This is a genomic window from Phocaeicola coprophilus DSM 18228 = JCM 13818 (genome assembly GCF_000157915.1).
In the GTDB taxonomy this organism is placed as follows: Bacteria; Bacteroidota; Bacteroidia; order Bacteroidales; family Bacteroidaceae; genus Phocaeicola; species Phocaeicola coprophilus.
In genome coordinates, this window is record NZ_EQ973631.1 from 82,022 (window position 1) to 96,576 (window position 14,555).

15 protein-coding genes are annotated in these 14,555 nt (G+C 47.0%); all 15 read right to left on the reverse strand.

Annotation, left to right across the window (positions count from 1 at the left end; translation table 11 throughout):
• On the reverse strand, positions 1-762 hold a 762-nt coding region (locus BACCOPRO_RS00745; RefSeq protein ID WP_040311035.1), incomplete at its 3' end, for a RagB/SusD family nutrient uptake outer membrane protein.
• Between the two features lie 34 nt (positions 763-796).
• Positions 797-3,763 carry a SusC/RagA family TonB-linked outer membrane protein gene (locus tag BACCOPRO_RS00750; RefSeq protein WP_008139970.1) on the reverse strand — a complete coding sequence of 989 codons (2,967 nt, stop codon included), beginning with the start codon at positions 3,761-3,763 and terminating at the stop codon, positions 797-799.
• Positions 3,764-4,427: 664 nt separating this feature from the next.
• Positions 4,428-5,720, reverse strand: coding sequence for a tyrosine--tRNA ligase (tyrS, locus tag BACCOPRO_RS00755; protein WP_008139974.1), 1,293 nt, complete (start codon positions 5,718-5,720; stop codon positions 4,428-4,430).
• A 93-nt stretch (positions 5,721-5,813) separates the two neighbouring features.
• Entirely contained in the window at positions 5,814-6,458 is a 645-nt protein-coding gene (locus BACCOPRO_RS00760) for a TatD family hydrolase (protein ID WP_008139975.1), read from the reverse strand.
• Positions 6,459-6,473: 15 nt separating this feature from the next.
• The gene (gene yidD, locus BACCOPRO_RS00765) at positions 6,474-6,695 is read right to left on the reverse strand and encodes a membrane protein insertion efficiency factor YidD (protein ID WP_008139976.1); all 222 of its coding nucleotides are present in this window, start codon (positions 6,693-6,695) and stop codon (positions 6,474-6,476) included.
• The gene (locus BACCOPRO_RS00770; protein WP_008139977.1) at positions 6,692-7,087 is read right to left on the reverse strand and encodes a ribonuclease P protein component; all 396 of its coding nucleotides are present in this window, start codon (positions 7,085-7,087) and stop codon (positions 6,692-6,694) included. Before BACCOPRO_RS00770 ends, yidD begins: the two co-directional genes overlap by 4 nt.
• 214 nt (positions 7,088-7,301) lie before the next feature.
• On the reverse strand, positions 7,302-8,048 hold the full coding sequence (locus BACCOPRO_RS00775) for a uroporphyrinogen-III synthase (protein WP_008139979.1): 747 nt from the start codon (positions 8,046-8,048) through the stop codon (positions 7,302-7,304).
• A 4-nt stretch (positions 8,049-8,052) separates the two neighbouring features.
• Complete coding sequence (locus tag BACCOPRO_RS00780; RefSeq protein ID WP_008139980.1) at positions 8,053-8,862, reverse strand: DUF4271 domain-containing protein; 810 nt, start codon at positions 8,860-8,862, stop codon at positions 8,053-8,055.
• Entirely contained in the window at positions 8,859-9,446 is a 588-nt protein-coding gene (locus BACCOPRO_RS00785; RefSeq protein WP_008139981.1) for an LOG family protein, read from the reverse strand. The genes BACCOPRO_RS00780 and BACCOPRO_RS00785 overlap by 4 nt, the downstream gene beginning before the upstream one ends.
• Positions 9,447-9,627: 181 nt before the next feature.
• Positions 9,628-10,923: a methionine adenosyltransferase gene (metK, locus tag BACCOPRO_RS00790; protein WP_008139984.1), complete on the reverse strand. Its 1,296-nt coding sequence runs from the start codon at positions 10,921-10,923 to the stop codon at positions 9,628-9,630.
• Positions 10,924-11,160: 237 nt separating this feature from the next.
• Positions 11,161-11,622 carry a 2-amino-4-hydroxy-6-hydroxymethyldihydropteridine diphosphokinase gene (gene folK, locus BACCOPRO_RS00795; RefSeq protein ID WP_008139986.1) on the reverse strand — a complete coding sequence of 154 codons (462 nt, stop codon included), beginning with the start codon at positions 11,620-11,622 and terminating at the stop codon, positions 11,161-11,163.
• Between the two features lie 10 nt (positions 11,623-11,632).
• The gene (gene queA / locus BACCOPRO_RS00800) at positions 11,633-12,688 is read right to left on the reverse strand and encodes a tRNA preQ1(34) S-adenosylmethionine ribosyltransferase-isomerase QueA (RefSeq protein WP_008139988.1); all 1,056 of its coding nucleotides are present in this window, start codon (positions 12,686-12,688) and stop codon (positions 11,633-11,635) included.
• A gap of 17 nt (positions 12,689-12,705) precedes the next feature.
• The gene (truB, locus tag BACCOPRO_RS00805) at positions 12,706-13,410 is read right to left on the reverse strand and encodes a tRNA pseudouridine(55) synthase TruB (protein ID WP_008139990.1); all 705 of its coding nucleotides are present in this window, start codon (positions 13,408-13,410) and stop codon (positions 12,706-12,708) included.
• Positions 13,411-13,473: 63 nt separating this feature from the next.
• On the reverse strand, positions 13,474-14,277 hold the full coding sequence (locus BACCOPRO_RS00810; RefSeq protein ID WP_008139992.1) for an undecaprenyl-diphosphate phosphatase: 804 nt from the start codon (positions 14,275-14,277) through the stop codon (positions 13,474-13,476).
• Entirely contained in the window at positions 14,274-14,543 is a 270-nt protein-coding gene (locus tag BACCOPRO_RS00815; RefSeq protein WP_008139993.1) for a DUF3098 domain-containing protein, read from the reverse strand. Before BACCOPRO_RS00815 ends, BACCOPRO_RS00810 begins: the two co-directional genes overlap by 4 nt.
• Positions 14,544-14,555 lie beyond the last annotated feature (12 nt).

A 14,555-nucleotide genomic window follows, 5' to 3' on the forward strand; every position in this document is an offset into this window, starting at 1 on the left:
CTTGCTGATCAGCGCCTGTGCTACATTTGCAGCAGTTGTGTAATCTTCCATATCGAGTGCAACACGTGCTTTGAGCACCTGTACGACATCAGCCGTAATCTTTGTTGAGTTAACGACTCCGGCAGTTGTAACATACTCTTCAGCTTTGGTGAGGTCATTCACGATATGCTGGTAAGTTTCCTGCAGTGAACTTCTTCCCGGATAAGTCTCCGCATTCGGTCCCGGATTATAGGTATCTACCAGAGGAACTCCATATTCACGGGCAGCTGTTGATGGATTATAGTCCTTGCAGAAGTGGAGAGCTAGTTCGCGGTATGCCATTGCTCTGCTGAAATATGCATGTCCCATGTACAGCTTGATTTGCTGTTTGTCCGCATCACTTATCTGTGGATCTTCCAGCAACAGGGCAGCTTTCTGTATGAGCAGGTTGGCATTGGCAATGTAGTTATAGTTGCTGGACCAGCAGCTCTGTATGGTTCCATCCGTGATCTGGAAGTCCCATCTGTAGAATGAACCATAATTATTGCCATAGTCAGGGGTTGCTACTACCTGTCCGCTCTGTACGAGTTCGGTTGCAGCGATTGATCCCTGGATGTATCCTCTCCATTCAGCATGGAAGAGGTTACTGTATTTTTCGCAGTCCCCGACGTTACGTACCGATTCATCGGTAGCGATGTTTGTTTCGGGGGTAAGATCCATGTCACATGAAGACAAGGAGCAGCAGCATGCGATTGCTGATATGAGGAATAGTTTCTTGTTCATATACCAAATCTTTTTAAAGTTTGTAGAGAATTTATCAGAACGTTAGTTCGGCACCTACGGCAAACTGTCGGGTGTTGGGGTATTTACCCAACTGCAGATTTGAGTCTATTTCGGGGTCTGCTCCCTTATATTGAGTAACGGTCCACAGATTACGTCCTACACCGAAGATGCGTACTCCCTTGATAAATCCAGCTTTGCTGAGCAACGATTCAGGGAAGGAATAACTGATCGTCAGATTTTTCAGACGCATGAAGGAAGCATTCTCCAGCAAGTGTGTATCGAACTGACGGGTAGAGTTGGCTGCCGGAATGTCTGTGATCTGTCCCGGGGTTGTCCACATATTCGCCATTTCAACGGACTGGTTGAACTGTCCTACGAAATTGGGATTCTCTACGAAATAACGGTCATTGTCGATCAGGTATTTGCCCAGCATGAAAGAGAAGTTCGCATCTACACTGAATCCTTTCCATGAAAGGCGTGTATTGAAACCTCCAGACCAGGGTGCATACTGGTTCTTTCCGGTAAATACAGCATAGTTGTCCGAATATTCCTTGGTTTCGTTTCCTTTGTCGTCAAGCCAGATCTGCTGTCCGTCTTCCGGATCTACGCCAACCCATCTTACATAGTAGAAGTCGCCGAGAGATTCGCCTACCTGATATTTTATACCTGTATTAGGCAACACATATTCACTGCGTCCGCCGAAGAGTTCCGTGATCTGGTTCTTGTTGTAGTTGATGTTTCCGGCTATACTCCAGTAGAAATCTTTGGTATTGAAAAGCTCATACTGTACGGAAACCTCAAATCCGCGGTTGTACATGCTTCCGATATTTCCCCATCCGGATCCGTGTCCTGTAGTATATGAATAGGGAATTGTCATCAGCATGTCGCTGGTCACTTTGTTATAGAAGTCAACGCTTAAGTCCAGGCGGTTGAACATGCGTGTGCTGATGCCGATGTTCAGGGATTTCTGCTTTTCCCAGGTCAGGTCATCGTTCTGCACGCTTGAAATACCGAAAGCAGAGCCACCCTGATATTTGCCAACTTCAACCAGTCCTAATGACGGATAATACGGATCACTACTGAATGCGGAGTTACCCGTCGTACCATAGCTTGCTTTCAGAGAGAGTTCATTGAGCCATTCGGCACTTTGCATGAAGTTTTCTTTCTTGATGTTCCACATGGCTCCGACAGAGAAGAAGGAAGCCCATCGGTTATTCTTTCCGAATACGGAAGAGCCGTCTGTACGGAAAGACAAGTCAAGATAATACTTCTCTGCATAGTTATACTCACCGCGTGCGAAGTATGAATTCATCACTTTTTTCTGGATGCTGGCAGTGGGGTTCTGCGGAGTTGTACCATGACTTAACAGTGTCAGGCGGTCGTCGGTGATTCCACTGACACTTGCACCAAATGCGCTGCCATCGTAGATGATGGCTTCCTGTCCGATCAGAATCGTTGCGTTATGTACCTTGTTTATGTCGAATTTATATTCGGCTGTATTGGTGAATGTCATGGATGAGTAACGCTGGAAAGTTTCACTGGCCGAACCGGAATTGTTATTGAATGCAGCCGGAAGCTGTCTGTAACGATATCTGTAGTCGAATGCATCCAATGCCTGTGAAGCGCGGAGCGTCAGGCCTTTCACCGGAGTCAGTTCTTCGAACATATTTCCGTACAGGCGAAGTTTGTTCTTCTGTCCCGGCTGATTTTCCAGCAGATAATACGGATTCCACAGACCGAGCACATCGAAAAAGTCCTTGCGGTCTCCGTAATGCCATTTGCCGTTTCCGTCGTCAACGATTTTGTAGGGCGTTTCCCAGGGAAGAGCCCAGCGGCTCAAGGTTGCTACGTTATAAGGATTGTTTCCCTTTGTTGCAAAGTTATTGGTTTCGTAATCTTCATAAGAAAGACCGAGGTTGACTCCGACACGCAGCCAGTCGAACACTTTCGTGTCGATATTGCTTCTCAGGGTTTCGCGTCTCATTCCTGATGCCGGCTCCACACCATCCTGATCGTAGTGGCTGGCAGAGATGAAATAATTGGTATTATTGGCAACGCCGGTGATGCTGGCATCCAGTTGCCAGGTCGGTGCATTGTCTTTCATAAGATAAGACTGCCAGTCGGTAGAAATGCCCATATCCATGTATTTCCGGATAATGGAAAAGTCTGCGTTGGGGGAGATTGTTTTCCACAAGTCATAATACTGGCTGGTTGTCATCATCCTGGTTGTCGGTAGAGCCGGTTCGGAAAATCCGTATTGTCCCTTGATGCTGACGGTCGGTTTGGCACCTCTTCCCCGTTTGGTTGTGATAACTACCACACCGTTGGCAGCACGTGAACCATAGATAGAGGTGGAAGAAGCATCCTTCAAGACGGTTACGTTTTCGATATCGCTCGGGTTGATGGCCGTAAAGGCTCCTCCGGAGATCGGAGAACCGTCGAGGATAAACAGCGGTTCGTTGGATGAACTGATGGAACCGATACCGCGCAGACGCATGCTGACGCCTTCGCTCGGCTCACCGGAAGAAGTATAGACTTGCAGGCCGGCTACCTGTCCTTGCAAGGCATCTGCAAAGTTGGCGCTTGGCCGGTTTTCGATTTTGTCAGACCGGATGGCGACAACGGAACCTACGATTGAACCCAGTTTTTTGGCCGAACCATAGGTTCCTGTCACCAAAACTTCATCCAGCACTTCTGCAGTGGGCTTCAGTTTGATGGTCAAGTCTGTTCTGTTTTTTTCTTTTATGTTGATTTTTTGAGTTTCCATTCCGATGAAAGAAATGACCAGAATCTGGGCTGACGACGGAACGTTGATGGTGAACTTTCCGTCCAGATCGGTTATGGTTCCGGTGTCGGTTCCTTCTATCTGAACCGTAGCTCCGACAATGGGCTCATTGTCTTCGGCAGACAAAACGCGTCCTGTTGCGTTAGATGATTGCGCTATGGCTATTCCTATGCTGAGAAACAGGCAGGCGAACAAAAACATTACTTTTAACTTCATAGTTTCTCTTATTATAAAAAAAGTACAATTATGTCTGTTCTCTGGGGAGTATTTCCGGTTTGTCCGGAAAGGAAAAGAATCCATGGTCAGAAGGATATTTGACCGGTTGCAAAATTATATATTATGAGTCAAATTCCGCTTTGGACGGGAGGGATGATTGTTTGTAACAGACGGACGTAACTTTCGTATAATCAGAGGGGTATGATTGTAATTTCTTGTAAAAATCCTTCCGGAGACTTGTAAGGTCCGAAACTCTGTTCCAAAGGTCAGCAGGAAGTCCGGCCATCGTAAGTTTCAGGTCGTGGAGTTATGCAGACACCTTCGCAGAATCGTATGCTCGTTGCGGCTTTATCGTATGCTCGTTGCGGCTTTATCGTGCGGTCGTTGCGGCCGAATTCTGCGGTCGATTCAGCCAGATTGTCCGCACGATTTTTCCGCCTCCAGACATGCTCCCAAAGCGGTACAGAAAAAGGCCTCGGGCTTTTAAAAAAACGTTTCGTTATTTATTGAAAAACGTTTCGGGCTTTACATGAAAAGAATTCGGCGTTTTTGGAGAAGCAAATGAGGACAAAAAAATCCACCCCTTCTGTTCTTATCCTTTCCGGAGAAAGGGGGAAGAAAGAAGGGGTGGATGTCAGTAAATATGCTGTATGTCTGAATAAACTTATTTAGCGATCAGCAGGTAATAGTTCTTTTTGCCTCGCTGGATCAGCAGGTATTTTTTATCCAGCAGATCAGCAGCAGTAATTACCTGGTCGAATGCACCCAGCTTTTCCTTGTTCAGTGAAACGCCGCCGCCCTGTACCAACTTCCGCATCTCGCCTTTGGAAGGGAATACGGCAGCTTTTTCCGTAAGCAGGTCTACAGCCTTGATACCGGCTTCGATTTCAGCTTTTGATACTTCAAACTGAGGTACACCTTCGAATACAGACAGCAAAGTTTCTTCGTCCAGTTTCTTCAGTGCATCGGAAGTTGCATTACCGAAGAGGATGCCTGATGCTTCTACCGCAGCATTGTAGTCAGCTTCCGAGTGTACCATGATGGTTACTTCCTTAGCCAGTCGTTTCTGCAGTACGCGCAGGTGCGGAGCCTGTTCGTGTTCGGCGGTCAGTGCGTCGATTTCTTCCTTGCTCAGTGAGGTGAATATCTTGATGTATCGCTTGGCATCTTCGTCGCTTACGTTCAGCCAGAACTGATAGAATTTGTATGGAGAAGTATATCGGGGATCGAGCCAGATATTTCCTGATTCTGTTTTACCAAATTTACCTCCGTCAGCTTTAGTGATCAGCGGGCAGGTCAGTGCGTATACTTCACCGCCGTTCGTACGGCGAATCAGTTCAGCTCCTGTCGTGATGTTTCCCCATTGGTCAGATCCACCCAGCTGGAGTTTGCAGTTCTTGGTTTCATACAGATGCAGGAAGTCATAGCCTTGCAGCAGCTGATAAGTGAACTCAGTGAATGAAAGACCGTCACGAGCTTCCCCATTCAGACGTTTCTGAACAGATTCCTTAGCCATCATGTAGTTGACAGTGATGTGTTTTCCCACTGTACGTGCGAAGTCAAGGAAAGAGAAGTCTTTCATCCAGTCGTAGTTGTTTACCAGTTCTGCCTTGTTCGGGGCGTCCGACTCAAAGTCGAGGAATTTGCCCAACTGCTTTTTGATGCACTCCTGATTGTGGCGCAGAGTTTCTTCGTCCAGCAGGTTACGTTCCTGTGATTTACCGGACGGGTCACCGATCATACCGGTAGCACCTCCTACCAGAGCCAGCGGCTTGTGTCCGCAGCGTTGGAAATGCCGCAGCATCATCACACCACACAAGTGGCCGATATGCAGTGAGTCGGCAGTGGGGTCGATACCCAGGTAAGCCGTAACCATTTCCTTTTCCAGCAGTTCTTCAGTGCCCGGCATCATGGTGTGCACCATGCCGCGCCATCTTAATTCTTCTACAAAATTCATCGAATGAAATACTTAATTTAACATATTAGTTCTCGTCATCCGGTTTCGGATGTTGCGGACAAAAGTACGACACTTTATCTGAATAACCAATTTTTAGCGGCTAAAAAAGAGACGGTTAGTGTTTTCCGTGATTTCATGGAGCAGCTCCCGGCCGGAAATGCCGCGCAGGGAAGCAGCTTTTTCTGCCAGCTGCAGGACGGAGACCGGTGCAGTATCGGTTTCTAACAACAGGCGGTCGGAGGGAGTGGAGACAAGTGCCTGCGGCTGGTATTTTTCTCCGAACGAGAGATAAAATCCGTGACGCAGGTAGCTGGCTGCCAGTTCTTTTTTCCCGCGGAAACCGTGAATAATCCAGGGCTGGCTGGCAGAAGTCTCATGCCGTAAGGCAATGATTTCGTTGGAAGTCTTTACAATGTGCAGAATCAGCGGCAGTTGATATTGTTCGGACAGTCGGACGGTTTCCAGAAAAGCTGTCCGCTGAAGTTCGTAGGAGACCGGGCAACATTTGTCGAGACCGGCCTCTCCCAATGCAATGACGCGGGAGTCGGCAGCCAGCATTTCAGCCATCCATTCCAGTTGGCCGGGCAGATTCTCTTCTGTAAGATACCAGGGATGAAGGCTGACACTCAGGTAACGGGCCTGTTGGAATTCCGGAGTGTGGCAGTCCTGCATGCCGCAGTTCAGCAGCACGTGTTCCGGATGGTCGGTCAGTTGGTGGGAATGAATGTCGAGCAGCATAGCGGGATCGGTTGGTCAAGGGACGGGATCATAGCCTGAACCTCCCCAGGGATGACAGCGCAGGATACGGCGGATGGCCAGCCAGAGGCCCTTGAACGGACCGTGTTTCTTCAGCGCTTCAATGGCATATTGTGAACAGGTCGGTGTAAACCGGCAGGAAGGAGGGGTGAACGGTGAGATACAGTTCCGGTAAAAATAAATCGGAAGCAGCAGCAGATAAGTAAGCAGCCGTTTCATACCAGACGTTCTGTTGTCAGCTGGAGCAGGTGCTTTACCTTCTCTTCCACTTCCTGGGAGGAGTGAAGATTATTGTCCAGCCAGATAAAGGCTACGATGGCTTTCTTGCCGGAAGCATTCAGAGCATCAAGCAGAATATCCTTGTGCTTGCGGTAAGCTTCGCGGATCTGGCGCTTGACGCGGTTACGTTTCACTGCCCGTTTGAAGCGTTTTTTGGGCACACTGATCAGTATGGCAGCAGTAGGCCTTGTTTCTTCTTCGATCGGCATATACACGATGCGCAGAGGGAAGGCCGGCAATGACTTGCCTCCTCCGGAGAACAGTCTTTCAATAAGCAGGCGGCTGTTCAACCGTTCTTTCTTGGGCAGGGTATAGGTTTGGGTTGCTGTCATAAACGCTTTCCTTTTGGGGTGGGATAAAGAGGCCGGAAAACCGGTTGTGTATATTCCTTACTTGTTGTTTGGTAGGAAAAGAGTTAAAGTCAATACTCCGTTGAAACTGGCGTTATTGACTTTAACTCCTGAACTCAGTCGGCAGGCTGTTGCTTCTTTCGGAAGTGCAACCTGCTAACTTGTTATAAACTAAAAAAACGCTTTTTCCTGCGAATTATCGGTTTTGTTCTCCAATAAACAGGTCCAGTGCGGCTGGCATGGAAGGAGCAGCTGCGCTGGGAGCTTCCAGATCAAGGCGAAGACCAGCTTCCTTGACTGCTTTGGCAGTAGTCGGTCCGAAGCATCCGATAGCGATATCTTTCTGTTCGAAACCCGGGAAGTTCTTCATCAGTGACTGGATTCCGGCCGGACTGAAGAACACCAGCATGTCATAGTCGGACATTTCTTCCGGCTTGAAGTCGTTGCTGACTGTGCGGTACATGACAGCTTCAGTGTGCTGGATTTTGTTCTTGTCGAGCAGATCCTTTACTTCGTCATTGTGTACGTCTGACATCGGTACGAAGTATTTTTCTGTATTATGCTTCACCATGAGGGGCACCAGATCAGCAAACTTTCCTGTTGCACCGAAAAATACTTTGCGCTTGCGATATTGCACATACTTCTGGATATATAATGCAATAGTCTCGGAAGTACAGAAATATTTCATGGTTTCCGGAATTGTTACTCGAAGCTCAACGCAAAGATTAAAGAAATGATCAATGGCGTGACGTGAGGTGAACACGATTGCCGTATGATCCAGAATAGAAACCTTCTGTTGTCTGAACTCTTTAGCCGACAAGCTTTCTACTTTTATGAACGGGCGAAAATCTATCTTCACTCCGTATTTCTCAGCGATATCAAAATAGGGTGACTTTTCAGATGTTGGTTTAGGCTGAGAAACTAGAACTTTCTTTATCTTCAATGTCCTAAAAATTTAAAATCAATATATGGTTAATGTAATTAATCCCTTTCCATAATAAAAGATCGGGTATTATTTCAAGGGTGCAAAAGTACAGAATTAAATGCAAACACCCATGAAAATGATTAAAAAAGTTCTTAATACACTTGTAAAATAACAATATTTTGGCAAAACAGAGTATTATGACAACCAATGTTTTAGCAATGTCAGGCTTTAAATCGAAATAAACAATCAGCAGAACAACCGGGAAAAGCAGAACTCCGGTTCCTATTTGAAGGTCAAACCATGACCGGATCCATGAACGATTCCTTTCTTTGTCAAAAAAAATCCAGTTTATAAAACTGTAGGATATCCACTTGAATGAAACAAGCAGGAAGATGGTTGTCACGTAAATGCCCAGCAGCAGACTGTGAGGAACAATCTGGAACAGGAGAGAGGAATTATCCGAAAAATAGTCGTACAGACAGAATCCTCCCAGGATGCAGGTTACTCCTCCCATCGTGAGAGTGTACCGGACTTCGGAACCGACCGGTTCGTCAAACAGGCTGCCTCGTTGTTTGTGCTGGAAGAAGTTTCTGAAACGTTGGGCCAGGTATTTTTTACCGTTTCGCAGCGCATAGGAATAAAGCAGGAAGCACAGGAACAGGCAGAGTGTCACCAGCCAGTCGGAACGAAGCAGATAGGGCAGAGGTTCTCCCTGCATCCCGGCTTCCCGGTCGGGCTGCATGCTTCTGATCAAGGCGCTGTCCAGTCGGGCCTGCTGCTCTTGCTCCAGTTGTTGGATTTCCCGGAATCCTGTGCGGCACACGTCGTTCATATGGCTGCAAATTTACGGATTTCCTTGTTCCAGACCGGAGTGGTGTACAGAAGATCTACTGCTTCTTCAACCGTTGTTGCCACTTGCCAGATCTTTCCGTGTTCGGGACGCATGAAGTGTTGTTCGATGGCTTGCTCCAGCATTTGCAGCAATGGATCATAAAATCCGTTGACGTTCAGTATGACAATCGGATTCAGATACAGTCCGAGCTGCTTCCAGGTTATAACTTCCAGCAGTTCTTCCATTGTTCCGCATCCTCCGGGCAAGGCGATAATTCCGTCGGAAAGTTCAGCCATCAGCTGCTTGCGCTCATGCATGGTTTCGGTTTCTATCAGGCGGGTCAGTCCGCGATGATGCCATCCCTGTTCCACCATAAAGTGCGGGATAATGCCGGTTACGGTGCCCCCTGCTTCCAAAGCAGCATCACTCAGCTGACACATCAGCCCGAGGCATCCTGCTCCATTGATGACATTGATGTGCTGACGGGCCAGCAAATGTCCCAGTTCCTGGGCTGCCTGGAAATAACTTGCATCTATTTTAGTGCTGGAAGCGCTATATACGCATACGTTTTTTATAGAATTCATCGGATATTCTCACTTTTTTGCAAAGATAGGGATAAAGTATGTATTATTGCTCATCTGATGATAGTTCCTTCTTGATTTGTATCCGGATTTTCTGTCAGATGCAATGAAAACCATGAAAGCCCCGGCAGACATTTTCAGGATGTTGCCGGGGCTTTCAGAAATATCTGGGCGTTTTCAGACTTTATTTCAGTCCGAAAGCGGCTTTTACACGGTCTACGTAGTCCAGCTTTTCCCAGGTGAAGAGTTCTACCTCTACATCTTTGTTGCCTTCGTATGCAGATTCAAAATGCTTGGTAATAACTTTGGGTTCACGTCCCATGTGACCATAAGCTGCAGTCTCACTGTAGATAGGATTACGCAGTTTCAGGCGTTCTTCGATGGCACGCGGACGCATGTCAAAGATTTCATCTACTTTCTTGGCGATTTCTCCGTCACTCATGGCAACATTGCTGCGTCCGTAAGTATTGACGTAGATATTGATCGGACGGGCAACACCGATAGCATAAGAAACCTGTACCAGTACTTCGTCGGCTACTCCGGCAGCTACCAGGTTCTTGGCAATGTGACGGGCAGCATATGCGGCACTGCGGTCAACCTTACTGGGGTCTTTACCAGAGAAAGCACCACCTCCATGAGCTCCGGCACCACCGTAAGTATCAACGATGATCTTACGTCCTGTCAGTCCTGTATCTCCGTGCGGACCTCCGATAACGAATTTTCCGGTCGGGTTTACAAAATATTTGATCTGATCGTTGAACAGTTTCAGGACTTCCGGGTTGTGGATTTCAGCAATGACACGCGGCATCAGGATTTCAATAACGTCCTTGCGGATCTGAGCCAGCATTTCTTCGTCTGCTTTCAGCTGTGCCTCCTGTGAGTTGTCAGCAGGCTGAATGAATTCATCATGCTGGGTAGAAACCACGATGGTATCGATGCGTACAGGACGTCTGTTGTCGTCATACTCGATTGTTACCTGGCTCTTTGAATCCGGACGCAGGTAAGTCATTACTTTGCCTTCACGACGGATATCAGCCAGAACCATCAGCAGTTTATGGGCTAGGTCAAGTGACAGTGGCATGTAGTTTTCAGTTTCGTTGGTAGCATAACCGAACATCATGCCCTGGTCGCCGGCTCCCTGATTCATCGGATCTTCGCGTTCTACGCCGCGGTTGATGTCAGGACTCTGTTCGTGGATGGCTGAGAATACACCGCACGAATTTCCTTCGAACATATATTCGCTTTTGGTATAGCCGATTTTGTTGATTACTTCACGTGCAACACGCTGAAGATCAATATACGCTTTGGTCTTCACTTCTCCTGCCAGTACCACCTGTCCGGTAGTTACCAATGTTTCGCAAGCTACTTTTGAACTGGGGTCATAGGCCAACAGTTTGTCAAGCACAGCGTCGGAAATCTGATCCGCCACTTTATCGGGGTGTCCTTCAGACACCGATTCGGATGTGAATAAGTATCCCATTGTTTTTGTAAATTAAATGGTTAAAATGATTGTTTTTATCCGTGTACGGACAAGAGTAGATTATGTGAAATCAAGGAAGTGTTACTATTGTGTTTTAGCATTTTTTTCCGTGGTTGCAAGCTACTCAAATCTTTCCACTTTTGTTTTCGGCTGCAAAGATACGTATATAATTGGAATAATTACAAGATACGTTTGTTTTTAACATAGGTTTAGAGTGCCTTTCTGCCAGAGGAAAGCTTACAATAATTCCAGTAACTCCCGAATCGTTTTACCGGTAACAGGATGTATGGTTTCAGGAGCTATTTCGGCCAGTGGCTCTAAAACAAACCGTCTTTCCGTCATTAGCGGATGGGGCAGGACCAGTTGATCTGAATGGATCTGAAGGTTATCATACATCAGCAGATCAATATCTATCAGCCGGTCTTTATAGGCATTTCCGGATGATTTCTGTGTACGTCCCAGTTCGCGTTCGATCTGTTGTGTGACGAGCAGCAGTTGTTCCGGTGATAAACGGGTTTCGATGCAGGCTGCTGCATTGAGGAAACTGTGTTCGGACTGGAATCCCCAGGGGACCGTTTCATAAAAGGAGGACAGGGAAATAACTTTCCCTATCCTCTCTTGCATCAGCCGGACGGCAGTACGTAAATTGTTATCTTTATCTCCCAGGTTGGTACCCAGGCTTACATATACCTCAGCCATAACGGGAGATTTATTTGTCCAGAATCAGCATGGCATCGCCATAAGTACCGAAACGGTAGTTTTCTTTCAAGGCGATGTTATAGGCATCCATAATCAGTTCGTAACCGCCATAAGCACATTTCAGCATGAGCATGGTGGACAGCGGCATCTGGAAATTGCTGACCATGGCATTGGCTACAGAGAAATCATAAGGAGGGAAGATAAATTTGTTGGTCCATCCTTCGAATTCTTTCAGATGTCCGTCAGTACCGACGGCCGTTTCGATTGTGCGCATAACTGTTGTACCTACGGCACATACCTTGTTGCCGCGGTCTTTGGCTTCGTTGACAATACGGCAGGCTTCTGCGTTGACAAACATCTGCTCTGAGTCCATCTTGTGCTTGGTCAGATCTTCGACATCAATATCCCGGAAGTTACCCAGTCCGCAGTGCATGGTAATGAAAGCAAAGTCGATACCTTTGATTTCCATACGTTTCATCAGTTCCCGGCTGAAATGAAGGCCTGCTGCAGGTACTGTGACTGCTCCTTCATTTTTTGCAAAGATCGTCTGGAAACGTTCTTCATCTTCCGGTTCTGCCGGACGGTGAATGAAAGGAGGCAAAGGGGGTTCTCCCAATGCATACAGAGCCTTTTTGAATTCATCATGCGGTCCGTCATAGAGGAAGCGCAGGGTACGTCCGCGTGAAGTGGTATTGTCAATCACTTCAGCTACCATGGAGTCATCGTCACCGAAATAAAGTTTGTTGCCGATACGGATCTTACGGGCCGGATCTACCAGTACATCCCAGAGGCGCAGTTCTTCATTCAGTTCCCGCAACAGGAAAACTTCAATACGTGCTCCGGTCTTTTCTTTGTTACCGTACAGGCGTGCAGGAAAGACCTTGGTGTCGTTAAAGATAAACACATCCTTGTCATCAAAATAGTTCAAGATATCCTTGAACATAACATGTTCGATCTCGCCGGTTGATTTGTGTACCACCATCAGGCGGGATTCATCTCTGTACTTTGCCGGATGAAGCGCGATCTTCTCTTCCGGTAACTTGAATTTGAATTGTGACAGTTTCATCTTCTTCCTTTCTTTCCTTATTCGTTAATAACTTCAATTTCTTGCTGTTCCAGCCATTCGGGGAAATCTTCCACTTGCATGCAATCTTCCAGTCTGACCTCACCGACCCGTGTCCGGATGAGTCCGGTCAGGTGAGCTCCGCTTTGTAAAGCTTCTCCGATGTCCCGTGCCAGTGCTCGGATATAGGTTCCTTTGCTGCACACTACCCGGATCTTTATTTCCGGAAGGTTGCATTCCAGCAGCTCGATTTCATCGATGACCAGTGTCTTGGGCTTCAGTTCCACTTCGTCACCCTTACGCGCCAGATCATATGCCCGTTTGCCATCGACTTTACATGCCGAGAAAGCTGGCGGGATCTGTTCAATGGTTCCCTTGAACTGCTGCAATACTTCTTCTACCATTTCCCGGGTAATATGTTCTGTGGGATACGTAGCATCGATTTCCTTTTCCAGATCATATGATGGAGTCGTAGCTCCCAGCTGTAAGGTCGCTATGTATTCCTTGGTATGATATTGGAATTCTTCAATACGCTTGGTTGCCTTTCCGGTACAGATGATCATAACACCCGTTGCCAGCGGATCAAGGGTTCCTGCGTGTCCCACTTTAATTTTCTTTACCCCCAGCTTACGGCTGATGTGGTATCTGATCTTGTTGACTACCGCGAACGATGTCCATCGTAGCGGCTTGTCGAAATATAATACTTCTCCTTCTTTAAAATTCATGGTTGATGGTAAATCTCAGGTGTTGTACCTGTTTCCTTTTCAGTAAAAACGATACGCCAGGGGTTATCCCACCAGACTATATATAATGGTAACGGCTCCGGCGATGGCACAATATACGCCGAACCACACCAGTTTGCCTTTCTTGACAATGTTGATCATCCATTTGCAGGCAGCACATCCGGACAGAAAAGCAGCCAGGAAGCCTACAATCAGTGCTGAAGCGCTGATCTCTGCATTTGCTTCGGATGCTCCTTTCATGATTTCCATTCCAGAGAGCAATGCCTCACCCAAAATAGGTGGTATTACCATCAGGAAAGAGAACTGTGCAAGGGTTTCTTTCTTATTACCCAGAATCAGTCCTGTAGCGATGGTACTTCCGGAACGGGAAAGTCCCGGCATAACAGCGCAGGCCTGGGCCAGTCCGATAATGAAGGCATCACGCTTGCTGATCTTTTCTTTCTGCCGTGGTTTGGCATAATAAGAATAGGTAAGTAAAGCCGCTGTCACCAGCAACATGCAGCCGACGATCAGCAATCCGGAATCGAACACTTCTTCTACATAATCTTTGAAGAAGACTCCTACAATACCGATCGGGATCATAGAGATCAGAATGTTGATCACGTATTTGGTTTCTTCATTCATCTGCCATTTGAACAAACCCTTGAAAATCCAGTCTATTTCTTTCCACAGAATAACCAGGGTGCTCAGTACGGTTGCAACGTGTACCACGATGGTGAAAGTCAGGTTTTCCTCTCCCTCAATGCCGAACAGTGCTGAACCGATAGCCAGATGTCCGCTACTGCTGACAGGAAGGTATTCTGTCAGTCCCTGTAAAAGTCCTAAAATTAAAGCCTCCAGCCAACTCATTCTTTGATATCCTCTTTATTGTTATTGATGTTGATGTCACTAGTTTCTTTGGGCTTACGCAAAATTCCGTAGATCATGAAAATGAATCCCAGGAAGCATACTGCCGGAGCAACCTTGATGCGGCGTGCGCTGAAGATGTCCGGATTGAATGCAGATTCGGTCGATCCCGGACCGCTCATCAGCAGGAATCCCAGGATGATGACCACCATACCAATACCCAATAAGGTGAAGTTGGTCTTGTCAAAAGCGAAACTCTTTCTATCCATATTCTTTGATTT